19 protein-coding genes, 1 tRNA gene and 1 riboswitch are annotated in these 23819 nt (G+C 59.5%); of the genes, 6 read left to right on the top strand and 14 right to left on the bottom strand.

The features are described from left to right. Positions 1-85: 85 nt before the first annotated feature. Complete coding sequence (locus I6L35_RS04615; protein ID WP_064335210.1) at positions 86-673, bottom strand: superinfection exclusion B family protein; 588 nt, start codon at positions 671-673, stop codon at positions 86-88. A gap of 169 nt (positions 674-842) precedes the next feature. Continuing rightward, positions 843-949, top strand: a riboswitch (yybP-ykoY riboswitch). Between the two features lie 88 nt (positions 950-1037). Here I6L35_RS04615 and I6L35_RS04610 point away from each other — a divergent pair. Continuing rightward, the gene (locus tag I6L35_RS04610; RefSeq protein WP_216979666.1) at positions 1038-2024 is read left to right on the top strand and encodes a sodium:calcium antiporter; all 987 of its coding nucleotides are present in this window, start codon (positions 1038-1040) and stop codon (positions 2022-2024) included. 67 nt (positions 2025-2091) lie between these two features. Here I6L35_RS04610 and I6L35_RS04605 read toward each other — a convergent pair whose 3' ends face one another. The 3 genes from I6L35_RS04605 to pepA all read right to left on the bottom strand — a co-directional run bounded on the left by I6L35_RS04605 (position 2092) and on the right by pepA (position 7147). Next, entirely contained in the window at positions 2092-4944 is a 2853-nt protein-coding gene (locus I6L35_RS04605) for a valine--tRNA ligase (protein WP_216979665.1), read from the bottom strand. A gap of 64 nt (positions 4945-5008) precedes the next feature. Next, positions 5009-5464 (bottom strand): DNA polymerase III subunit chi, encoded by a 456-nt coding sequence (locus I6L35_RS04600; RefSeq protein ID WP_216979664.1) that lies wholly within the window; start codon positions 5462-5464, stop codon positions 5009-5011. A 174-nt stretch (positions 5465-5638) separates the two neighbouring features. Continuing rightward, positions 5639-7147 carry a leucyl aminopeptidase gene (gene pepA, locus I6L35_RS04595; protein ID WP_005336423.1) on the bottom strand — a complete coding sequence of 503 codons (1509 nt, stop codon included), beginning with the start codon at positions 7145-7147 and terminating at the stop codon, positions 5639-5641. Positions 7148-7319: 172 nt separating this feature from the next. On the opposite strand from pepA, the gene lptF reads away from it, so the two are divergent. Together lptF and lptG are read left to right on the top strand one after the other, a co-directional pair. Beyond that, a complete protein-coding gene (lptF, locus tag I6L35_RS04590; RefSeq protein ID WP_216979663.1) occupies positions 7320-8432 on the top strand; it encodes an LPS export ABC transporter permease LptF in 1113 nt (370 codons plus the stop codon). 25 nt (positions 8433-8457) lie between these two features. After that, the gene (gene lptG, locus I6L35_RS04585; RefSeq protein ID WP_005342795.1) at positions 8458-9528 is read left to right on the top strand and encodes an LPS export ABC transporter permease LptG; all 1071 of its coding nucleotides are present in this window, start codon (positions 8458-8460) and stop codon (positions 9526-9528) included. Positions 9529-9594: 66 nt separating this feature from the next. On the opposite strand, the gene I6L35_RS04580 is transcribed toward lptG, so the two are convergent. Beyond that, positions 9595-10128 (bottom strand): RDD family protein, encoded by a 534-nt coding sequence (locus I6L35_RS04580; RefSeq protein ID WP_216979662.1) that lies wholly within the window; start codon positions 10126-10128, stop codon positions 9595-9597. A 143-nt stretch (positions 10129-10271) separates the two neighbouring features. On the opposite strand from I6L35_RS04580, the gene I6L35_RS04575 reads away from it, so the two are divergent. Beyond that, positions 10272-10357 (top strand) — tRNA-Leu (locus I6L35_RS04575). 238 nt (positions 10358-10595) lie between these two features. Here the strand turns inward: I6L35_RS04575 and I6L35_RS04570 are convergent. The 8 genes from I6L35_RS04570 to I6L35_RS04535 all read right to left on the bottom strand — a co-directional run bounded on the left by I6L35_RS04570 (position 10596) and on the right by I6L35_RS04535 (position 20968). Beyond that, positions 10596-11219: a PepSY-associated TM helix domain-containing protein gene (locus I6L35_RS04570; protein ID WP_216979661.1), complete on the bottom strand. Its 624-nt coding sequence runs from the start codon at positions 11217-11219 to the stop codon at positions 10596-10598. A 64-nt stretch (positions 11220-11283) separates the two neighbouring features. Next, positions 11284-13326: a TonB-dependent siderophore receptor gene (locus I6L35_RS04565; protein WP_216980242.1), complete on the bottom strand. Its 2043-nt coding sequence runs from the start codon at positions 13324-13326 to the stop codon at positions 11284-11286. Positions 13327-13620: 294 nt separating this feature from the next. Then, positions 13621-14658 (bottom strand): acyltransferase, encoded by a 1038-nt coding sequence (locus tag I6L35_RS04560; RefSeq protein WP_216979660.1) that lies wholly within the window; start codon positions 14656-14658, stop codon positions 13621-13623. A gap of 223 nt (positions 14659-14881) precedes the next feature. Continuing rightward, entirely contained in the window at positions 14882-15793 is a 912-nt protein-coding gene (gene pbpG / locus I6L35_RS04555) for a D-alanyl-D-alanine endopeptidase (protein ID WP_005342802.1), read from the bottom strand. A gap of 259 nt (positions 15794-16052) precedes the next feature. Continuing rightward, positions 16053-17519, bottom strand: a complete 1467-nt coding sequence (gene yjeM, locus I6L35_RS04550) for a glutamate/gamma-aminobutyrate family transporter YjeM (protein ID WP_216979659.1) — start codon at positions 17517-17519, stop codon at positions 16053-16055. A gap of 435 nt (positions 17520-17954) precedes the next feature. Further along, positions 17955-18833 carry a DMT family transporter gene (locus I6L35_RS04545; RefSeq protein WP_216979658.1) on the bottom strand — a complete coding sequence of 293 codons (879 nt, stop codon included), beginning with the start codon at positions 18831-18833 and terminating at the stop codon, positions 17955-17957. Positions 18834-18866: 33 nt separating this feature from the next. Next, the gene (locus I6L35_RS04540) at positions 18867-19787 is read right to left on the bottom strand and encodes an ABC transporter substrate-binding protein (protein WP_216979657.1); all 921 of its coding nucleotides are present in this window, start codon (positions 19785-19787) and stop codon (positions 18867-18869) included. 119 nt (positions 19788-19906) lie between these two features. Further along, the gene (locus I6L35_RS04535; protein WP_216979656.1) at positions 19907-20968 is read right to left on the bottom strand and encodes a porin; all 1062 of its coding nucleotides are present in this window, start codon (positions 20966-20968) and stop codon (positions 19907-19909) included. A gap of 218 nt (positions 20969-21186) precedes the next feature. Between I6L35_RS04535 and glpX the strand changes: the two genes are divergently transcribed. Together glpX and I6L35_RS04525 are read left to right on the top strand one after the other, a co-directional pair. After that, a complete protein-coding gene (gene glpX, locus I6L35_RS04530) occupies positions 21187-22197 on the top strand; it encodes a class II fructose-bisphosphatase (RefSeq protein ID WP_005336386.1) in 1011 nt (336 codons plus the stop codon). Between the two features lie 134 nt (positions 22198-22331). Beyond that, positions 22332-22583, top strand: coding sequence for a YkgJ family cysteine cluster protein (locus tag I6L35_RS04525; protein WP_005336384.1), 252 nt, complete (start codon positions 22332-22334; stop codon positions 22581-22583). 69 nt (positions 22584-22652) lie between these two features. Here the strand turns inward: I6L35_RS04525 and I6L35_RS04520 are convergent, their stop codons facing one another. Continuing rightward, entirely contained in the window at positions 22653-23816 is a 1164-nt protein-coding gene (locus I6L35_RS04520) for a heme biosynthesis HemY N-terminal domain-containing protein (protein ID WP_216979655.1), read from the bottom strand. Positions 23817-23819 lie beyond the last annotated feature (3 nt).

Below are 23819 nucleotides of genomic sequence, written 5' to 3'. Positions count from 1 at the left end.
ACGTAAGGGATGGTACAGAGCATCGCGCAGAAATTAGAGAGCCGGACAGTGTCCGGCTCTTTTGCATCTGGCGGTTGGGTGGCGTTTAGCGCTGGAACCCCTTCTGGGCGAACTTGGGACGTGCGTTCATGATCTGCTCCACCTGTTCGTCGCTCATCTTGCCACGCGACAGCCCCAGCACCTTGTAGGTGAGCAGCGGTCGGGCGGGCAGGGCGATCATCAGGGCGCGGATCTGGTTCTCGTCATCCTTATCCCGGGTCGGCTTGCCGTAGGCATAGGTGAGGACGCCGGCATCCATCAGGTTTTTGACGGCGGGCTCGGTGATCGGCAAGTTTATGACGCTTTTACGCTGTAGCACGAACTCGCGCAGCACCGCCTTTTCGTTGAAGTCGAGGAAGCCGATCATCTGGGCCAGCTGGTCCTGCTGACGGCGCGCCTGCCACTCTTCGCAAGCCCACTCCCAGGCGATCAGGAAGCCCTGACTGCAGAAGTAGGAGATGGCGATCAGCATGCCGACCCCCAGCCAGGCCGCATGATCCGCAGCCCACTGGCTGACGGCCCCTTTCATCAGCCCGGCCGGAAACAGCAAAATGATGCTGCAGCAGAGCAACAACCAGACCATCAGCCAATTGAGGCGGTTCAGTTGATAGAAATGTTGGATCCACCGTTTCATTGTTCATCCTTCCCAAACTGTTGTGGATAGTGAACTACCTACAGCAATCGGTGTGCCAACAGCGTAATGGCGCCTGGGAGGGGAGGCTGGCGATACATTTCCTTACAACTTATTGAATGAGTTGTCAGTAATTTGCCTTGTGAGGTGACGGTCGAGTTGGTAAAACGTCCCCTCAGTCATTGGGGAGTAGCAACCCGCCCGTATTCCGGGCCGGGCCCATGTCAACACTCTTGGATCCTCGCATCCATGGCATGGGCGGCGATAGGCACTATCGCTCTGCAAGACCTTTGGCCTCGATATGCACGCCAGCCGGGCGAGCCATGTCGGGTCCATCGGTTATTCTGCTCGCCTGGCGGTATCTATTATGTTGATTACCCTGCTGTTATTTCTCGTCTCTGCGGTCACTATCTATCTTGCTTGCGAATACTTCGTCAACGGCATCGAATGGACCGGACACCACTTCAAACTCTCGCAAAGTGCCACTGGTTCGCTGCTGGCTGCACTGGGTACGGCCCTGCCCGAATGCATCGTCACCCTGACCGCCCTGCTGATGGGCAACACGACCGCCCAGCAGGAAATCGGCATCGGCGCCGCCCTCGGCGGGCCGCTGGTGCTGGCCACCATCGGCTATGGTGCGGTCGGTCTCACTCTGCTGCTTTGCATGGGGCGTACCGAGCGCGCCATCAATGGGGAGGTACAGCGCGAGATTGGCCGGGATCAGCGCTGGTTTATGGGGATCTTTTTGGTGGCGACCATGCTGGGTCTGGTCGCCTTTACCGGCAAGAGCTGGTTGGCGCCTCTGTTCGTGCTGGTCTACCTCGTTTATGTGAGGCGCGAGCTGAAACAAAGCGACAGCCATGAGGTCGAGTTGCCTGAGCCCCTCAAGCTGGCTCCAAGTGCCGGGATCCCGCCCCTTGGCAAGGTGCTGCTGCAGACGCTGGCGGCGCTGGTAGTGGTGGCGCTGGCAGCGCAACTGTTTGTTCATCAGCTGGAGAGCATGGGCGAGCTGTTTGGCCTCTCGCCGGTACTGGCGGCCCTGCTGCTGAGTCCGGTGGCGACCGAGATGCCGGAGCTGATGAACGTGCTGATCTGGGTGCGACAGGGCAAGAACCGGCTGGCGCTGGCCAATATCTCCGGGGCCATGATGATCCAGGGCACCATCCCCAAAGCGTTCTGTCTGTTCTTCACCCCCTGGCTGCTGGATGGCGCCATGATGGCCTCCTCGCTGGTGACGCTGCTGGCGGTGGGGGTGCTCTGGTGGGGCTTCAGAAAGGGGGTGATGACCGCCGGGCGGTTGGCGCTGGTGGGTCTGCTCTATCTCGGCTTCTGCGGCTGGCTGCTGGTGAGCTGAAACGGGGAGCGCGGATATGAAAAAACCCCCTTGGCAGGGGGCTTTGTTGTATCGGTTGGGGCGGTGCTTACAGCGCGGCGATCTCGGCCTGCTGAGCTTCCAGCTTGGTCAGCTGGAGACGGTAATCTTCCAGCTTCTCGCGCTCTTTGGCGATGACCGCTTCCGGCGCCTTGGCAACGAAGGCTTCGTTGCCAAGCTTGCCTTCGATACGGCCGCACTCGCCGACCAGACGGGCAACCTCTTTGGCCAGACGGGCCAGTTCGGCATCCTTGTCGATGAGACCGGCCATCGGGATCATCAGCTCGGTCGCACCGATCAGCTTCTTCACTGACAGCGGGGCGGTTTCACCGTCCGCCAGTACGCGGATGGACTCCAGGCGGGCCAGCGACTTGAGGAAGGCCTCGTTGTCGGCTGCGCGCTGGGCATCCTTGGCATCGCACTGGAGCAGCACGTTGAGGGGCACGCTCGGTGCCACGTTCATCTCGGCGCGGATGTTGCGGATGCTGACGATGAACTCCTTCACCCACTCCTGATCCGCCATCGCAGCTTCGTCCACCTTGGCGGCGTCGAACTCCGGGAAGGCCTGAATCATGATGGTGTCGGCGTGTACGCCAGCCAGCGGGGCGACCGATTTCCAGATGGTCTCGGTGATGAACGGGATGATCGGGTGTGCCAGACGCAGCAGGGTTTCCAGCACGGTCACCAGGGTGTGGCGGGCAGCGCGCTGCTCGGCCTCGGAGCCCTTGGTCAGCACCGGCTTGGTCAGCTCCAGATACCAGTCACAGAACTGGTTCCATATAAATTCGTACAGCACGCCAGCCGCGATGTCGAAGCGGTAGGTATCGAGGGCGGTACGGAAGTCACGGATGGCCACTTGCAGCTGGGACTGGATCCAGCGATCCGCCAGACTGAACTGCATTTCGCCGCCGGCAAAACCGCAATCCTGATCTTCGGTGTTCATCAGCACATAGCGGGAGGCGTTCCACAACTTGTTGCAGAAGTTGTTGTAGCCGTCCAGGCGCTTCATGTCCCAGTTGATGTCACGACCGGTAGAGGCTAGCGCTGCCAGCGTGAAGCGCAGGGCGTCGGTACCGTGGGCATCGATCCCTTCCGGGAATTGCTTGGCGGTACGCTTGGCGATCTTCTCGGCCATCTGCGGCTGCATCATGTTGCCGGTGCGCTTCTCCAGCAGATCTTCCAGCGAGATGCCGTCGATCATGTCGAGGGGGTCCAGCACGTTGCCCTTGGACTTGGACATCTTCTGGCCTTCTTCGTCACGGATAAGACCGGTGATGTAGACGGTCTTGAACGGGACTTGCGGCTGGCCGTTTTCGTCCTTGATGAAGTGCATGGTCATCATGATCATCCGGGCAATCCAGAAGAAGATGATGTCGAAGCCGCTCATCAGCACGTCGGTCGGGTGGAAGGTCTTGAGCGCCTCTGTGTTGTTCGGCCAGCCCAGGGTAGAGAAGGTCCACAGGGCGGAGCTGAACCAGGTGTCGAGCACATCTTCGTCCTGACGCAGGGTGGTCACGGACGGGATGCTGTGCTTGGCGCGCACTTCGTCTTCGCTGCGGCCAACGTAGACGTTGCCGGCGTCGTCATACCATGCAGGGATGCGGTGACCCCACCACAGCTGACGGGAGACGCACCAGTCCTGAATGTCGCGCATCCAGGAGAAGTACATGTTTTCGTACTGCTTTGGCACGAACTGGATGCGGCCATCTTCCACCGCCTCGATGGCGGTCTTGGCCATCGGTGCCACGCGTACGTACCACTGGTCGGTCAGCATCGGCTCGATGGGCACGCCACCGCGATCGCCGTACGGCTGTTGCAGCACGTGATCCTTGATCTCGTCCAGCAGACCCAGCTCTTCCAGCTTGGCCAGAATCGCTTTACGGGCGGCGAAGCGCTCCAGACCGGCGAATTCGCTCGGCAGGGCGGCATCGTAGGCGCTGCTCGGGTTGCCGTTGGTATCGACCACTTCGGCCTCGGCACGCACGTGAGCGTCCAGGGTGAAGATGTTGATCATTGGCAGGCTGTGGCGCTTGCCCACTTCGTTATCGTTGAAGTCGTGGGCCGGGGTGATCTTCACGCAACCGGTGCCCTTCTCCATGTCGGCGTGTTCGTCGGCAACGATGGGGATCAGACGGTTCACCAGCGGCAGCAGGATGTGCTGGCCGATCAGCGCCTTGTAGCGCGGGTCTTCCGGGTTCACGGCCACAGCGGTATCGCCCAGCATGGTCTCCGGACGAGTGGTGGCGACGATCAGGTAATCCTTGCCTTCAGCGGTCTTGGCGCCGTTGGCCAGCGGATAGCGCAGGTGCCACATGTGGCCCTTGATCTCGCGGTTCTCCACTTCCAGATCGGAGATGGCGGTGTTGAGTTTCGGGTCCCAGTTCACCAGACGCTTGCCGCGGTACATCAGGCCATCTTCGTAAAGACGGACGAACACTTCCTGCACGGCGGCAGAGAGACCCTCATCCATGGTGAAGCGCTCGCGCTCCCAATCCACGGAGTCGCCCAGACGGCGCATCTGGCGGGTGATGGTGCCACCGGACTCTTCTTTCCACTGCCAAATCTTGTCGATGAAGGCATCACGGCCGTAATCGTGGCGAGTCTTGCCCTCTTCTGCGGCGATCTTGCGCTCAACCACCATCTGGGTGGCGATACCGGCATGGTCGGTACCTGCCTGCCACAGGGTGTTTTTGCCCTGCATGCGGTTGTAGCGGATCAGGGTATCCATCAGGGTTTGCTGGAAGGCGTGACCCATGTGCAGGCTGCCGGTGACGTTCGGCGGCGGGATCATGATGCAGAAGGAGTCTTTGCTGGTGTCGCCGTGGGGCTTGAAGTAACCCTGTGCTTCCCAGTGCTGATAGAGCGCCTGTTCGATGGCGTTGTGATTAAAAGTCTTTTCCATGGTCTCGCCGTAATCTGGATGGATGGAGTCTGGTGTTGATTCTTTATGGATCAATTGGTTGCAGTCAGGGCTGCGCCGGATCCGGTGCGGCAAGGACGGGCTGCTCCCTCATTTCGAGGGCATGGCCTGCTTGGCGATAGTGCTTGTAGCGCTCGCGAGCTTGCTGCTTTTGTGTTTCGTCAGTGGGGACAAAATCTACCACTTGAGCGAAGTGTCCTGCAAACAAAGGTGTCGCAGTGGCCAGATTGATGAGGCGGGCGTAGCGCCGTTTCGGTGGCTGATAGCCGATCTCCACCGGAGCCATGCCGCTTTCGCCCTGCAGCTGGTGCGGCACAAAGCGCTCCGGCGGCAGTTGCCACAACAGCTCGTCCAGACGCAGAGCCTGGGCCTCATCGTTGCAGAACAGGTAGATATGGCCCGCGCCCCACGACTCGGCCGCAAGAGTGCAGGCCAGTCGCTCGACCGCAGAGGCCTGCGCGTCATCCTGTTCGCTCATCAGGTAAAAGGTCACTTGGCTCATCAGGTTGATCCCGTTTTGCGGTGACGGAGTGTTGACCGCCTCATGAGGCTGACGGGGCGTTTCCCGTCCGCAGCTCACTGATTCAAGAATGAAACAAGGAAGAGGCGGGCCTCTTCCTTGTGGTTCAGGGTAACGCCAACCCTTCCGATGTAGCCATCGGCAGGGGCCGGAGAGTTACTCTTTCTCTTCGATATCCACGCCAGCCCGGTTCAGCAGGAACTGGGTCAGCAGGGGCACCGGACGACCGGTAGAGCCTTTGTCCTTGCCACTTTTCCAGGCGGTCCCGGCGATATCCAGGTGGGCCCAGTTGTACTTCTTGGTGAAGCGTGACAGGAAGGCGGCCGCGGTGATTGTGCCGGCCGGACGACCACCGATGTTGGCCATGTCGGCGAACGGGCTGTCAATCTGCTCCTGATACTCGTCGAACAACGGCAGACGCCAGGCGCGATCTCCCGCCTGTTCGGAGGCGTTGAGCAGCTCGTGGGCCAGCGGGTTGTGGTTAGCCAGCAGACCCGAGGTGTGGTGACCCAGCGCGATGACGCAGGCACCGGTCAGGGTCGCCACGTCGATCACGGTTTCCGGATCGAAGCGGTCCACATAGGTCAGTGCATCACACAGCACCAGACGACCTTCCGCATCGGTGTTGAGCACTTCGATGGTCTGGCCGGACATGGAGGTAAGGATGTCACCCGGACGATAGGCGTTGCCACCCGGCATGTTCTCGCAGCCTGCCAGCACGCCGATGACGTTGATCGGCAGTTGCAGCTGGGCCAGCGCATGCATGGTACCGAGCACGGAGGCGGCGCCACCCATGTCGTACTTCATCTCGTCCATGCCGTCGGCCGGTTTGATGGAGATGCCGCCGGAGTCAAAGGTCAGACCCTTGCCGACCAGCACGATGGGCTTGGCATCCGGATGACCCTTGTATTCGATGATGGCCATCATGGCTTCGTTGTCGGAGCCGCGGGCCACCGCCAGATAGGAGTTCATGCCGAGTTCGGCCATCTCCTGCTCGCCCACCACCTTGGTGGTGATGTTGTCGTAGGCATCGGCCAGACGACGGGCCTGGGAGGCCAGATAGGCCGGGTTGCAGACGTTGGGCGGCATGTTCGCCACGTCGCGACAGACCCGCACACCCTTGGCCACGGCCAGACCGTGAGCGATGGCTTTTTCACCAATGGTCAGTTCCCGACGCGTCGGCACGTTGAACACCAGCTTGCGCAGCGGGCGACGTGGTTCGGCTTTGTTGGTCTTGAACTGATCAAAGCTGTAGAGGCCCGCCTTGGTGGTTTCTACCGCCTGGCGCACCTTCCAATAGGTATCCCGACCCTTGACGTGCAGCTCGGTCAGGAAGCAGACCGCTTCCATGGAGCCGGTTTCGTTCAGGGTGGTGATGGTCTTGTTGATGATCTGCTTGTACTGGCGTTCGTCGAGTTCCCGCTCCTTGCCGCATCCGACCAGCAGTACGCGCTCGCTGAGCACGCCCGGTACTTGATGCAGCAGCAGCATCTGGCCTGGTTTCCCTTCCAGGTCGCCACGGCGCAGCAGCGAACTGATATAGCCATCGCTGATCTTGTCCAGTTGTTCGGCAACCGGAGAGAGGCGACGCGGCTCAAATACGCCGACTACGACGCAGGCGCTACGTTGCTTCTCTGGACTGCCACTCTTTACACTGAACTCCATGGAATCTCCTACATCCTAAAGACAAAAGGCACCTTTTATTGAATAATGCGGTGCTTGTTGGGGTATCAGAGGCGGAGCGAACAGCCACAGGCTCCGCAGTTCAAACTGGTAAAAATCCAATATACGGCCCTATTTTTCAGGCATTCGACTAAAAACACAAGTTTACTTGGGAATGACTGTGATCGTTTTCCGATATTTGTTCAGGGAAACCCTGAAAACCCAGCTGGCAGTGTTATTCGTATTGTTGCTTATCTTTGTCAGCCAACAATTTATCAAGATCATCGGTGATGCTGCCGATGGCGAGGTGCCGACACGTCTGGTCTCCACCCTGCTGCTGCTCAACTTGCCCAATATGGCGCTGTTGATGCTGCCTATCAGTCTCTTTTTAGCCATTTTGTTTGCCCATGGTCGCCTCTACGCCGAAAGCGAGATGACGGTGATGCATGCGGTCGGTTTCAGTCACCGTTTCGTGATGCGCAGCGCCATGTTGCTAGCCTTGCTGACCGCCGCAGTCGCAGCGTTCAACACCGGCTGGATCGCCCCGCAAGCCAAGGAGCGAGAGTATCAGGTGATCGACGAGTTCAAGTCGGATCCGGGGATCTCTTTCCTGCAGGCTGGCCGCTTTATGGAGCTCGACAAGGGGCGCCTAGTTGCCTACATCCAGGATTTGAACGACAACGGCTCGAAGCTGCAGAAGATCTTCATCTTGCAGCGGGCCGAAGGCAGCAACCCCCCTTCGGTGGTGGTGGCCAGCGAAGGGGTGGTGACGATCGATGAGAATGGTCTTCAGTGGCTGACTCTGAAGGATGGTTCCCGCTATGAAGGCAACTTCCCCGGCAAGCAGTTCCAGATCTCCGATTTTCGCGAGTATGGTCTGGTGATCCGTCAGCAGGAGATGGAGCGCTCCAACCGCAAGGCGGCGGCCAAACCCACTATGGAGCTGCTGGGTACCCAGGAAAACGACATGATGGGTGAACTGCAATGGCGTATCTCCTTGCCTCTCTCCATTCCGGTGCTCACCCTGCTGGTAGTTCCGCTGGCTCGGGTTAACCCCCGTCAGGGGCGTTATGCCAAGCTGTTGCCGGCCATCATGCTCTATCTCTCTTACTTCCTGCTGCTCAGTGCCGCCCGCTCGGCTATCGACAGTGGTCGGTTGCCCTACTGGCCGGGGATGTTCCTGGTTCCGCTCGGTTATCTGCTGTTTATTGGCCTGCCCCTCAATTTGCAGGGCACCAGCTGGTGGAACGGGGTAAAGAGCAAATATTTCATAAACAAATCAAAATGATGAAGCCACATAGGAACTACCGCTGATGTTTGGCATTCTCGATAGATATATCGGCAGGGTCATTTTTATGTCGATCCTGCTGTGTGAGCTCACGCTGGTTGGTCTTGCGGCGCTCATCAAGTATGTGGAACAGCTCAAGTCTGTCGGAGAGGGCAACTACGACATGATCAATGCTCTCTACTATGTGTTGCTCTCCATGCCCAAGGAGGCGGTGCTCTTCTTCCCGCTGGCGGCGCTGCTGGGCGGTCTGATCGGTCTGGGCCAGCTGGCGACCAGCTCCGAACTGGTGGTGATGCAGGCGGCGGGTCGCTCCAAGATCAGTATTGTGATGGCGGCGCTCAAGACAGCAATCCCGCTGATGATCCTGGTAGGACTGATGGGGGAGTATGTGGCCCCTGTCGCCAAACGGATGGCGGATGATATCCGTGCCGGTGCCATGTCGGAAGGACGGCTTACCGTCTCGGCCTACGGGGTGTGGGCACGGGATGGCAACAACTTCGTTAATATCAACGGGGTGCGCAACGATGGCGCCCTGACCGGCATTACCCTCTATCGTTTCACCCCCGAGCGCAAGCTGATCGACGTGGTGCAGGCTCGGGAGGGGGTATTTGAACGGCATCACTGGCTGCTCAAGCAGACCCAGGTTACCCGCTTCGACGATCCGGCGCAGATCCGCAGTGAACAGCACGCCACGATGGAGTGGAGCTCGGAGCTGACGCCCAAGCAGCTGGGGGTGGTGAGTATCGACCCCGAGAATCTCTCGGTCTCCGGTCTGCTCGACTACATCGGTTACCTGGATGCCAACAAGCAGGATGCCGGTCGCTACAAGCTGGAGATGTGGCGCAAACTGCTGTCACCGCTCTCGGTGGTGGCGATGATCCTGCTGGCCTCTTCTTTCATCTTCGGCCCGTTGCGTTCGGTGAGTATGGGGGCGCGGATGCTGATGGGGATCATGACCGGTTTCGCCGTCTATGTGAGTGATCGGGTGTTTGGCCCTATCAGTCTGGTCTATGCGGTACCGCCCATTCTGGCGGCTGTTGCGCCCAGCCTGCTGTTTGGCGGTATCTCCTTCTACATCCTCAGCCGCAAGCAGTAATTCACACGTGGTAATGCAAAGAGGGCACCTGTTGGTGCCCTCTTTCGTTGTTGCATTGAGCCGGTATTACTTGTTCAACAATTCCAGATTGGCCTCTTTGCTCAGCACGATCACTTCGCACTCGGCCCAGATATCCTGGAACGCCCGTGGGCGCTTGTGGTTGAACAGGCACATCAGGTTGCCCAGACCAAAGGCTGCGGTAGCGAGACGGATCAGCGCCTGGGTGATGCGGATATGGCTGCCATCCTCGTTCTGAATGCGCAGCCGCCAGGCGCGCATGCCGACGGTCTGGCCAGCGCGGGTCCAGAACCAGGTGTAGAAACCGCAGATGACGAAGGCGAGCCACAGGGTGTAGATCAGGCTCAGGGGGTGGCGAGTCAGCAACCAGACGGTATCTTCACCCGCCGGTACGCTGGCCATGCCGGTGACCAGCAGCAGCTTGGCGACACCCATGCCGATAAAGCCGGCGATGATCAGCAGTGAGGTCACCACCAGCGCATCATAGATCAGGGCGCCGAGGCGACGCAGCAGACCCGCTGACGGGTATGGCTGAGTGGCAGGAGAGGGGGATTTTTGTTGGACTTTTTTAGGCTTGGCCATCGTTTTTATTCCATTAAGATGATGGCGGCATTCTATGTAACTGGCCCCGCATCGGCAAGGCGTTGAATAAATGAACAAACGGGAGTGTTCAATCGAAAAACACCTTGCATGGCATCGCGCCATTCGTATAATCCCTCGCAGTTGCCCGGGTGGCGAAATCGGTAGACGCAGCGGATTCAAAATCCGCCGGTGAATAACCGTGTCGGTTCGAGTCCGACCCCGGGCACCATCAAATTTATGACAAAAGGCCATCAGCAATGATGGCCTTTTGTTTTTTAGCGTTCCTGCGCATTGGGGCGTTACTGTTGAGCTGGCAGTACTTCCCGTTACCTCTTGGTATCCCTTTTCTTTTCCTGCTCTCCGTTATTTCCTTTCCTTGATATAGCCGCTGACGGCATCACCGCCAGCGGCCTGTTTCTATTGCGGTTTTCTTTCATTTCCTTGCTACGTAGTAGCATGGTCGCGCGCTATCCCAGCAGGGCAAACAGCAGGGTACCGAGGGTACCTGCGAGCGTCAGCGCTATGATGGCTCTGGGGGTACCGTGCAGCTTGGTCCACATAAACAGGCTGGTGAGGGCGAGCAGCAGCAGAGCCAGGGCGGCGAGGTCGCCAAACAGCTGCCAGCCGAGGCCGGTGCCCATGCCGCGGTGCAGTCGGTTGAGGCTGGCAGCAAAGTTGGCCAGTTGCAGATCGGTGCGTACCAGCAGGGTGCCCTCGACATAGCTGGCGGCCACGCTCTGGCTGAGGGTGACACCGCGTATCTCCCACTTGGCGGGCAGGGTGAGCGGACCGTTCGGGGTGGGCAGGGTCTGGGCCGTGGTGATCATGGTTCGCCCATCGGCAAAGATATCGGGATAGCGCTGTTGCAGCAGGCTTTTCAGCTGCTCCGGGCTGGCGAGCGGCGCCTCCAGCACTATCTCTTCACTCGATTTGTCGGTGTGGGGGCCGGGGATGGGCAACACGGCTCGGTGTTGTAGCCAGAGGCCGGTGATGCCGTACATCAGCATCAGGGCTAGGGTAAAAAAACCGGCCCAGGCATGGAGGCGGCGTACCCATTTGTTGTTGTGAAGGGGAACTCTTCTGCGTTTCATCGTGGTTGCTTCATAAAAAAACTGGCCAGCAAGGGCTGGCCAGTCGGGGTGGTTGTCACAGAGATCAGAAGCGGTAGGTACCGGTCAGACTCAGCTGACGGGGTGTGCCCGGCATGATCTGGTTGGCACTGGTGGCGCTGACGAAGTACTCGTGGTCGGTCAGGTTTTCGGTGCTCAGCTCGGCTTCCCACTGTTGCCAGCGATAACCGACGCGCGCATCGAAGCGGGCGTAACCGGGTAGTGTGGTGGTGTTGGCGTTGTCGGCGAAGCGATCGCCCACCGCCGTTACGCCGGTTTCACCGAACCAGCCCTGCTCGCCACTCTTGTAGCCGAGATAGAACTGGCCATTCTGACGGGAGACGTTCATCGGGCGCTTGCCCTGCAGATCCGCATCCGCCTTGACCTGCTCGGCATCCTGAATGGCAAAGCCGCCACGCAGATAGATCTCGTCGGTCAGCTCGGCGCGGGCGCTCAGTTCGACACCCTCGGTACGCTGCAGGCCGGTGAGGATCACCTTGGTGGGATCCAGCGGATCCTTGGTGCGCTTGTTGTACATCTCCAGTCGATAGAGGGAGAGAGTGGTCGCCAGCTTGCCGTTCAGCCAGTCACTCTTCACACCACCTTCGTAGAGGCGGGTGTGCTGGGGTTCCAGCCCGTTGTTCTTGTCACCCGGGGTGATGCCGATCAGCTCGCCGCCCACCGGAGTGAAGGTCTTGCTGTAGGAGGTGTAGAAGGCGTGATCCTCGAGGGGATTCCACACCAGACCAAGGCGCGGGCTCAGGCTGTTGACCGAGACGCTCTCCTCCTTGTTGAGGTCGTAGCGGCGACTGGTGACAGTGAAGTCGTCACGGCGCAGCCCGCCCACCAGATGCCAGTCACCCAGGCTGAGCTGATCCTGCAGATAGAGGCCATTGCCGCGCACCTTGTGTTTGGCGTCGCTGGAGAGCTTCATGGCGCCATTGTAGGTAGGCAGTGAGCCCGGATCGTAGAGATTGCCAGACGGGATGGCGGTGGCGTTTTGATAGAGCTTGGGTGTGCGCTCCTGCCAGTTCTGCTCGAAGCCAACCAGCAGGCGATGTTCCACCGGGCCGGTCTGGAACAGGCCCTCGGCCTCGGTGTTGCTGATCAGGTTCTTCGCTTTGAGATCCTGCTGCCAGCGGGAGCGGGTCACCTGATCCCCTTTGACGCTAGTGACATAGGTGTTGTCAAACTGGCTGTCGAGGGTGGAGTAACCGAGCTGCTGGCGCAACTGCCACTGATCGTTGATATCCCAGGAGAGGCGTGAGCGGGTGGATTGTGCCACGTCATCGATGAAGTCGCGGCTGGTATCGCTGTAGACATACTCTCGCGGCACATCGGCCGGACGGCCATTGACCCCGGGAATGCCGCGATCCGGGGTGCGGTCATGTTCGTTGCGCTCGTACTGCACCAGCCAGTTGAGGTTGTCGCTGATCTCCCAGTTGGCGGAGGGGGCCAGCAGGGTGCGTTTGCTCTTCACGCCGTTGCGGAAGCTATCTTTGTCCTCTTGCGCCATATTGAGGCGCAGTTGCACCTGCTCACTCGCCTCGCCATTGAGGTCGGCGGCCAGCCGCTGGCTGTCAAAGCTGCCGACCCGGGCGGTGACGCTGGACTCCTGCCCTTTTTGCGGCTTCTTGCTGACCCGGTTGACGATGCCCCCCGTGCTGCCGCGGCCGTAGAGCACGGCAGCCGGGCCCTTGAGCACTTCCACCCGCTCTATGTTGCCGAGATCCCGGGTGTACTGCATGTCGTCGCGGAACCCGTCGAGATAGAAGTCGTTGCTGGCGCTGAAGCCGCGGATATTGACCCCATCGAAGCGGGTGTCACCGCTGGCGTTGACCCCGGGAATGCCGCTCAGGGCCTCACTCAGCGTTGGTTGGCCGAAGGCGGTCAGCTCGCTGACCTTGACGCTGTCGATGGTCTGGGGAACCAGCTTGGCTGGCGTATTGGTACGGGTTGCGGTGGCAACTTCCTGATGCTGGGAGCGTTTGCCAACCACAGTCATGGTTTCATCGGTGGCCTGGGCAGTGAAGCCGGTGCCCAGCAGTGCCAGCGAGACCAGCGTTCTGCGAAAGTGAGGGTGCTGCATATTCAATATTGACTCTTTGGATGTCGACCTGACGGCTCGAACATATTGATTTAATTATAATTAGCCTGACCCGCTTAAGCGGGATGCCAATGATATTGATTTTCATTTGTCTGGCAAGGTGAAAATAGAGGGGGGCTGTGGGGGCAGGTTTTACGGTTGGGGAAGCGCGGCTGAAAAGTAGAACCATTGCAGCAAACTGCGGTAATGAAGCGAGAGCAAAAAGGGCGTAGCGGAAGAGAAAGGGGCTAAACGTGAAGAGGTATCCGGCCCGATAGGACGGGCTGGATACCGGACTCAGCGAGTACGCAGCAGTAGGCGGGTGAGGGGCTGGGCCGCCAGCAGGCGATAGGCCAGCAGAGACGCTCCCAGCAGCAGCGGCACCTTGGCGATCTCCCACAGGATGGATGCGCCCTGCGGGCCAAACACGAAGAGCCAGACTACCAGCATCATGTGCAGGCAGTAGATCCCGAGCACTTTGGGGGCCTGGCGCTCAAGCCAGCTGCCCTTGCCCCACTCGGGGTTGGCCAGCAGCAGGCCAAACAGGCCGATAGCCCAGGGAAGGGAGCCGAGCAGGAAGTCGTGGCGGGTGAGCGGCACTGCGGCAAAGTGCTGCAGCGCCCAGGCTTCACAGCCATAGAGCGTCACCCCAGCCAGCAGCAGTTGCCAGCCGGTGCGGGCATCCGGTTGCCACTGACGCTGGCGCAGCAGGGCACCAAGCGCCACAAACAGCAGGGAGAAGAAGGGGCCGTTACGGGTGAGCAGTGGCCACTCGGCACCCAGCAGCGGCTTGGCATAGGAGCCCCCCAGCAGCGCCAGCAGGTAGAGGCCAAGACCCAGCCAGAGGGCGAGCGCTGGTCTGCCAAGCCGGTAGCAGAGTGCCAGCAGGGTCACCGCCATGATCAGGGCTGGCAGGAACCAGAGGTGGATCATGCCGCCCACCAGCCAGCCATTGAGGGGGTCGCCGAGCTGGAATTGCCACTGCCCGCGCAGGGAGGCCAGATAGCCTTGCTGCACGGCATCCAGCGGATTGAACGCCACCAGCAGGTAGACCAGACTCCACACCAGCCAGAGCTGCAGCAAGGGGCGGCAGTAGCGCCAGGCCACGGTCAGCGGCGCCTCGCGACTCAGTCTCGGCTGCAGAAAATAACCGGCACAGAGGAAAAATAGCGGCACGGCAAAGCGGCATAACTGGTTGATGGTGCCGCTTAGCCAGAGCCAGGATTCGCCTCCCCACAGGGCGGGATTGAAGGGGTTGGCGAAAGGGGATACATGAATGGTCATCACGGCCAGAATGGCCAGTACCCGCCCGCACTCGATACTGGAAATTCGCATGGTGGCTCGTCGTTACAGGGGTTGTGATGGCACGCTAAAATTCTTGCTGACAGGTTACAACCAATTGATTCTATTAGTGTGAATCACGCTGTTGAGTAGTTACGTTTTGTAACGGGATGGCGGAAGGTGTTACCTGTAACGGGAGCAAGCTCCCGTTTTTTGGGCGCACTCATGCAGATAAAAAAAGCGAGGCTGGCACCTCGCTTGGTTGGGGATCTCGAGCTTACTGGTGAGTCAGCATGCTGCTCTGGTTGGCGGCAAGGGTGGTTCTGCCCGAGCTCTCCAGCCAGGTTTTGATCCGTTTGGCATCGGCGACCCGATCGTTGGTGGTCTCGGCATTGAGCAGCACCATGATCACCGGTTCGTGATTGACCTTGGTGCCCAGCACCAGACAGCGGCCCGCTTCGCGGATATAGCCGGTCTTGGAGAGGGTGAACTCCCACTGCCCCTCGCGGATCAGCCGGTTGGAGTTGAGGTAGTGCAGCTGGCGCTTGTTGGTACGCACATAGCTCTGCTCGTCGGTGGAGTACTGGCGGATCAGCGGATAGGAGGCTGCTGCTGCGGCGAGTTTGGCCAGATCCTGCGCGGTGGAGACATTGCGCGGGTTGAGCCCGGTGCTGTCGGCGTAGTGGGTATTCCACATCCCCAGCATGCGGGCTTTGGCGTTCATCGCCTCGACAAAGGCACGCTGGCCGCCGGGATAGTGGCGGGCCAGCGCCGAGGCTGCGCGGTTTTCAGAGGACATCAGGGCGATATGGAGCATTTCGGCGCGGCTGAGCTTCGAGCCAATGGCTAGGCGCGATCCGGTTCCCTTGATGCGGTCGATGTCGGCATTGGTCACGGTGAGCATTTCATTGAGGCGCAGGTTGGCATCCAGCACTACCAGCGCCGTCATCAGCTTGGTGAGGGAGGCGATGGGCATTACCCGGTTGCCGTTGCGCTCGGAGATCACCTCGCCGGTTCTGTGGTTGGCCACCACGAAAGCGGCCGAGCTGAGGTTAGGCACATCCCGTCGCTCGAGAAAGCCGCTGCTGCTCTTGCTGCTGGCGGAAAAGGGATTGGCATGGGCACTGTCCATAGTGGCCGGCAGCATTACTGCGCCAAGCAACAGGGGAAGGAGGGAACGCATCATCATGATCAGCTCTACCGGACGAAATACAGGGACATCTCGCTAAGTTATATGTCGTGAACTGGCGCTTCACAATCATTCTCACCTTGATATTGATAATTTACGACGTTGAGCGCGCTCTGACGACGAGGAGAGCGTAAAAATGGTCTCCATGGAGTCTTCTTTTACATTGAAACTATGGGCTGGTTGTGATGGCGAGCGGAAGCCGGCGCTAAAAAAATCGGGACCAGAACGGTCCCGATTGGCATGGAGCATTGCCTGCCGGTTAGTGGGCATCTTCCTGCTTGATCTTGAAGCGCATGGCGATCACCACGAACAGCAGCGGGCCAATGATGGTCCAGACGCCGGTGGAGATATCGCCGGAGATAAAGGGGGCGACCACGGTAAAGACGTTGCCGAAGGCGACCAGGATCAGGCTGATGATGGTGGCAAGCAGTACCGAGCCCGCGCTCTTGAAGAAGATCAGGTCCTTGCCCAGCGCCGAGTTGTTGCGATAGCGATACCAGGCGTAGATGAGGAACATGTAGGGCAGGGTCATGCCGACGTTGGTCATGGTGATGATCAGCTCGTAGAGGGCGGCGGCCCCTTCCGGGTTGATCAGGGTAAAGATGGACTTGGCGGCAATGAACAGACAGACCACCCAGGCTTGCACCTTGAGGGCTTCAATGCGCACGCCATTCTCGTTCTCGCGCTGGAAACGCTCCGGCCAGAAGTAGCTCGGGGTGCCGGTGATGAACTGGCGCAGTGGCGCGTATGAGAGGGCGATAAAGGCGCCCAGATAGCTCAGGAACATGCCAAGGCCAGCAAAGCGCATGAACACCTGTCCCAGCCACTCGCCACCGAGATGGCGCCCCAGCTCCAACATGATGATGAAGAGGGCGGAGAGAGAGGTGATCCCCTCGGCCGGGAAGTCGCTCCAGCGCATGATTGAGCCGACCGCCAGAAAGCCGATGATGTAGCAGAGTACGATGAAGGCGCCGGAGAGGAAGATGCCGCGCTTGAGGTCACGCTCGGGATCTTCCAGCTCGTCAGCCACCCCGGCCATCGCCTCGACCCCGCCGTAGGCGAAGATGGCGAACACCATGAAGCCGAGGAAGGGGATGATGTCGTTGAACGCGGCATTGGGAGACGCCGTCAGCGATGCCTGGGTGAAGGGCTCCTGCAGAGTCATGCCGCTCACCGCGAAGGTGAAGACGCCACCGACCAGCAGCAACACGTTGAGTGCCACCACGGAGAGACCGCCGATAGCCGCCACTTTGGCGAAGCGGGCGCTGCCCAGGGTGATGAGCTTGGTGACGGTGGCAACCAGCGCGATGGCGACAACTCCCAGAATAAAGGGGCCGAAGTCGATGCCGGTGTCCAGGGTGACCGGGATGACGGTGATGTCGCGGCCAAACAGCATGAAGGAGAGGGGCACCCACATGGAGAGCGCCTTGCCAAACATCCAGATGACGTAGGAGGCGAACCACATGGTCAGACCGATAAAGGCGAATCGGGTCGAGACCGAGTGGCGCATCCAGGTAAAGATGCCGCCCGCCTCTTTGCGAAAACCGGTACCGAATTCGATCATCATCAAAATGAACGGGATGAAGAAAAACAGACCGCCGATCACGAACATCGGAATGGCGGCATATCCCATTCGGTAAAAACCGATCCCGATATTAGTGACGCCAAATACCGATGTTAATATCATCAATATAAAGGCGCCCAACTTCAGCTTTTTTGCTGACATATTAAAAACTCCCTGATGGTGCTGGATTTAAAATAATCAAAAATTAAACAGACGAAACCGGACCCATTAATAACGCGGTAGCGCCATGCCATCTTGTTGTGGCGGGCGCGATCGGGTCATCTCTGACCGGGCTGGCTTACCCGTCAGGCGGTCAATGAATGTATGGGCGGAGCGGCATGGTCTGTGCCATGCGCGGTATTGGTCAGCGTTGCCGAAAATTAACTGTGAACGATTTTATCATTAATGCTGCTGGGCAGGTAAGTTTCCCGAATGAAGCTGTGGTTGAAATAAACAGACCTGCCAGTTAATTGATACGTTGCGGATGTAAACATTTACGCCCGGGCTGACACTTATTTCCATTATTCGTATTCGGCATATTTGCCGGAGTGAATTACGCCATCCTGTCAGATAAATCCGCACCAATGGCGACAGCGCTTATCCTCCCAGCCGGGTCAGCAGCACGCCGCCGGTGATAATGGCCGCCGCCGTCAGCCGCATGCGCCCGAGCGGCTCTTTCAGCAGCCAGACCGAGAGCAGCATGGCAAACAGCACACTGCTTTCGCGCAGAGCCGCGACCACGCCAATGGGGGCTTGGGTCATGGCCCAGATAACAATCCCGTAGGCGAGCAGTGACATGGCACCCCCGGTGGCGCCAACCAGTGCATATTGACGGATCTGGCGCCATGCGTTGCGTTTCTGGTGGACGATCAGCACCAGCAGCATCGCCAGCCCGGTGCAGGCAAAGAGCCAGAGGGTGTAGCGTACCGGTTCACCCCCTGCGCGGGCGCCGGCACCATCCGAGAGGGTATAGGTCGCCGTAAACATGGCCGTGATCAGTGCTGCCCGAACCGCTTTGCTGGCAAGGCGCTGCTGCCCACCTCGCCAGGCCATCAGCAAGACTCCCATGATCAGCACGCAGGCGCCGATGATGCCGCCGTAACCGGGGTAGTCCCCTAGCAATATGGCACTTAACGCCATGGCGAGCAGCGGGGCACTGCCACGGGCCAGCGGATAGATCTGGCCAAAATCGCCCTGATTGTAGGCATGACTGAGAAACAGGCAGTAACCGATATGGAGCAGGACTGAGAGGCCGAGCCAAGGCAGCTCGGCAGCAGAGGGAAGCCCCATGGGCAGCAGCGCCACGGCGGCGATAAGCCCTGAGAAGATCGCCACCAGTGACACGACCACCAGCCGCTCTTCGCCAATTTTGACCAGCGCATTCCAGCTGGCGTGAAGCAGGGCTGCCAGCAGGACGGCAAAAAAGACGGTGGTGCTCATGGGAAAGGGCTCTCGGGCGATGGGGGTCAACAGCATACCCGCCCGGAGCCTGATTGGCCGAGATCTTTATCAAGGCTTCGGCTTTGCGGGGCTCGCCTCCTGCGTGGTGGCGTTACCCAGTTGCCCCAACACCAGTTTGGGATGGGGATCGGTCTGCAGCGGTATATCCTGCAGTGCTGTTCCCTGCTGGTGGCGGTGGATGATCCCGGCGGCCATCTTGCCCAGTGCCTCGTAGCTGCTGATGGTGCCAACGCTGCAGCCGTGTTCGACGAACAGCTCGGCACTGCAGATGGTAGGGATGGCAGCTGCGTTGAGTGCATTCAGCAAACGGGGGGCGATGGAGAGCAGATAGCTGTCTGCGGCCAGAAAGACGATGTCGTTTTTGGCATCCTGTTGCAGCCGCTTCAACTCGTTCTCCAGTCGCTTTGGATCCGGTGCTATACGCCAGGTTGCGACTTGCCATTGGTAACCTTTGGCCGCGTTGATCAGCATGTCGGCCACCAGCAGGGTGTTTTGCTCCCGCGGGTTGAAGGGTAGCAGCAGCCGCTTATCCGATGGGAGGTACTTGCTGGCATTGGCCAGTTGCAGCGCCATCGGCACCATATTGCTTACCCCGGCGACCATGCTGTTCTGAGCCTTGTCCTCAGAGAGAAAACCTGCCCCGACAGGATCTGAAACCACATTGAATATCATGGGCTTGCGATTGGCGACCAAACTCTTTGTCATGGTGGTGGCTGTGGTACCGAAGGTGTAGATGTAGTCGTATTCGGCCAGTTTCGGCAGCATCTGCTGACGTAGCATGGTCGCCAGCGCCGTGCGATCCTGATTGGCATTGTAGACGGTGATGGTGGTCTGATAGCCAAGTCGGGTCAGTTCGGCCCGAAAGCCCGCCTCGGCGGCGGTTTCGCCACGCCACAGTACCATGGCGATATTGAGGGCGTGAGCGGGAAGAGCCAGCAGCAAGAGCAGGACGAAAAGCAGCCTGACCATGATCATCTCTCCGGCGATACATCTACTGTTGAGCCTAGGCCAGTTTGTGGTTTTCTGAGCAACAGCGACGAAAAAGCGCGATGGCAAGCCATCGCGCTTTGGGTATCAGAAAACCTCGATTAGAAGTCGTAGCGAGCAGCCAGCTGGAAGTCATCCTGGTTGGCGGTCGCTTTGCCGGCAACGCTGTCCAGATTGTTGATGCGGTACTCGCCGAGCACCCGCAGGTTCTTGTTGAACTTGTACTGGGCTCCCAGGGTGTAGTAATCCACATTGTCTTTCTTGGTGCCAGCCTTGTCCTGCTCCTGCTTGTTCCACAGCGCCATCAGACCGAAGCCATTCTCGAAGTTGTAGCCCAGCGCGGCTTCCCAACCGGTGTGATCGGTGCCAGTCGCCAGGAAGTCGCTGCCATCGGCATAACTGAGGGCGGCGTAGGCGGCCTTGTTGTCAAACTTGGCGGAGATCAGCCACAGTTTTGCATCTTCTTCACCGCTCTTGTCGCGCAGGCCGACGTTATAGGCAGTACCCAGCGACAGGTTGAACGGGAAGGTATAGGCCACGGCTGCTCCGTAGGCCGCGTCGCTATCCTTGCTGGTAGTCTCTTCGGTGTCACCACCGTCGAACTTGTAGCTGGTGTCGAGCTGGAAGCCATTGAACAGGCCGGAGTATTTCAGTACGGAACCGGCGCGGTTGGTGGCGAAGGTGTCGGTCTTTGCACCCAGCGCTTCGTTACCGTAGCCGTCGGAGAGGGAGACATCAGTCCAGTCCGCCAGGAAACCCGGGGCACCTTTCTGGCGACCGAAGGTCACTGTACCCCAGTCAGCGCCCACACCGGCAAAGGCCAGACGGGTACGCAGGTTGTCGGAGCTCTCGCTGATGGTCTTCTCGCTGTCGTTGATGTACATCTGAACTTCGTACTGGGCCAGCGCCTTCAGACCGCTCTGGATCTGGGTTTCAGCCTTGGCACCGAAGCGGACAAACTGGTTAGCCCCTTGCTTGGCGCTGTAATCCTTGGTGCCATTCGGGTTGGCGGTATCGACGTTTTCTTTCTTGTCGCCGAAGAATTGACCGGCGTAGATGCGGCCATACAGGTCCAGCATGGCGGTATCATTTTTATACACCTCAACGGCTTGCGCCTGGAAGGCGGCGGTCAGAGCCAGTGCCACTACAGTCAGCTTTTTCATCTTAATCCCTTGTGTTGCAAGCTTTTGTTTTGAAGACGGGGCCATCCTAGGGAAGATGCATGACAGCGGGGTGACAACTGGATGAAGAGTCGATGGCAATTGGGTTGCAATTGGATGAATTGGCTACATTTATGCACCTGGCAGCTACTTTTGTGCGCAAAGGTTTGCCCTTGTGGTAGAATGCCGCCCGTTTTCGAGCTCCATAGGTTGGATATGCGATGAGACGTGAACTGGCAATCGAGTTTTCCCGAGTGACGGAAGCGGCTGCACTGGCTGGCTACAAGTGGCTCGGACGTGGTGACAAGAATATCGCTGATGGGGCGGCCGTAGCGGCCATGCGCCACATTCTCAACCAGATCGAGATCGATGGTGAGATTGTGATCGGCGAAGGTGAAATTGATGAAGCGCCGATGCTCTATATCGGTGAGAAGGTTGGTACCGGACACGGCGACGCGGTGGATATCGCGGTCGATCCCATCGAGGGTACCCGCATGACTGCCATGGGTCAGGCCAATGCACTGGCCGTGCTGGCGGTGGGCGACAAGGGTTCTTTCCTGAAAGCGCCTGACATGTACATGGAAAAGCTGATCGTCGGGCCCAAGGCCAAAGGCGCCATCGACCTGGATCAGGCTCTCGAGCTGAACCTGAAGTCCGTGGCCAAGGCGCTGGGCAAGCCGCTCTCCCGTCTGACCGTCATTACCCTGGCCAAGCCGCGTCATGACAAGGCAATCAAGGAGATGCAGGGTCTGGGCGTGCGGGTGTTCGCCATTCCTGATGGTGACGTTGCCGCCTCCATCCTCACCTGTCTGCCGGACAGCGAAGTCGACATGCTGTATGGCATCGGCGGCGCACCGGAAGGGGTGATCTCCGCTGCGGTGATCCGCGCGCTGGATGGTGACATGCAGGCCCGTTTGGTGCCGCGTCACCGCGTCAAGGGCGACAGCCCGGAAGTGCGTGCGCTGGGCGAGCAGGAGATTGCCCGCTGCGAAGCGCTCGGCATCGATGTGAACAAGGTGCTCAAGCTGGAAGATATGGCGAAGAATGACAACGTCATCTTCTCCGCCACCGGCATCACCAAGGGTGATCTGCTGGATGGCATCACCAGCGATGGCGTGATGGCGACCACCGAGACTCTGTTGATCCGTGGCAAGTCGCGCACCATTCGTCGTATCAAGTCGATCCATTATCTTGAGCGCAAAGACAGCGTGGTACGCGATATCATCCTGTGATGATGGCTCGCTGAACCTGCTGTGTTGTCTGAAGCCCGATCGCCCGTGCGGTCGGGCTTTTTGTTGTGTGCCAGCTACGTTTGTGCCGCCGCTTCGGCTATGGTGGCTCAGACCGTCCCAAAGGAGTGGAGTCTATGGAGTGTCGTAGCGGCTGCGCTGCCTGTTGCATCGCCCCCAGTATCAGCAGTGCCATTCCCGGTATGCCAGATGGCAAACCGGCTGGCGTCCCCTGTATCCAGCTCGATAGCGCCCTTGGCTGCAAGATCTTCGGTCAACCGGAGCGGCCAGCGGTGTGCGGCGGTTTTCGCCCCATGATGGATGTGTGCGGCAGTCATCGCGCCGAGGCCATCTGGCTGATCGGCGAGCTGGAGCGGCTCACCACCTGACGAGGGCAGGGCGAAAAGATAAAAAAGAGGCCGCATCATGCGGCCTCTCGCGTTTCTGTTTGCCGGGGATCAGATCCCCGCCAGCTCCAGTGCCTGACGATAGTACTCGTTGGCCTTGTTGGTGAGGCGGCGTTTGTCCATCAGCTGGCCGAGAGCGTGATAGGCGGCGGCGCTCGGCGCCCGCTCCACCTCCTGCTCCAGCAGCTTCTGGGCATCGTCCAGTTGACCTGCCAGCAGATAGAGCTGGGCCAGTGCGGTGTCCACCTCCGGTTGCCCCTGCTGCTTTTGCAGCAGCGTCAGCAGCGGCTGGTAGCTGTCGAGTTTCAGCTTGGGCAGGCGAGCCAGCAGCTGTGGCATCGGCTGTTTGCGCAGCGCCTCCTGCCACAGGGTGGCGGCCTCGCCATCGGCGCCCAGCTGGCGCAGCAGATCGCCGTAGCATGCCAGCAGTTCTGGCTCGAGGCGCAGCTTGCGCGGCAGATCCTGCCATACCGCTTTGAGGGTCTCGAGGCTGCCGGCAGCCTGTTGCAGGCGGCCACACCAGGCCTGTTGCAGCAGATCTTCTTCCTGTTTCGGGGTCAGCTTGCCGACCTTGTGCAGTGTCGGGATCAGGTCGCATAGGGCACTCCAGTCCTGACGGGCCAAATGCACCTGGCGCAGCTGATCCAGCACCATGGGGTGGCGCGGGTTGAGGGCGTAGACCGACTCCAGCATCGCCAGCGCGGTATCGTACTGGCCCTGCTCGATCTGCAAATGGGTCTGGGTCAGGGTGAGCGCCAGCTCGGCCTTGGGATTCTCCTCCTGCGCTTTTTGCAGGTATTGATCCCGGCGGGCGTCGTCACCACGGGCCTGTGCCGCCTTGGCGGCGCTCAGGTAGTTGAGCAGCGGGGTGTCGCTGTTGCTGGCCCCCTTGATCATCAGCTTTTCAGCCTGACTGTAGTGCCCTTCGGCCATTGCCAGGGTGGCGGCGACGGTCTGTTGATTGGCCTTGCGGCGGCGGCGCGAGCCGTACCAGCCGAGGGTCTTGCGGCGCAGGCCGAATACCCGACCCAGCAGCCACTCGACGATCAGCAGGGCGCCGTAGAACAGCACTGCCAGGATCACCGCGCTGGTGACGGAGGATTCGATGGTGTAATTGCCAAGGGCAATCAGCACGTAGCCCTTGTTGCCGGAGGCTTGCGGGCCAAAGATCAGCCCTGCGACCATCACGGCAACCAGAATGATTATACGGATCATGGT

The organism is Aeromonas sp. FDAARGOS 1405 (assembly GCF_019048265.1).
GTDB lineage: Bacteria > Pseudomonadota > Gammaproteobacteria > Enterobacterales > Aeromonadaceae > Aeromonas > Aeromonas veronii_A.
Note: the sequence above shows the minus strand (reverse complement) of the source record. Positions and strands in the feature narration are given on the sequence as shown.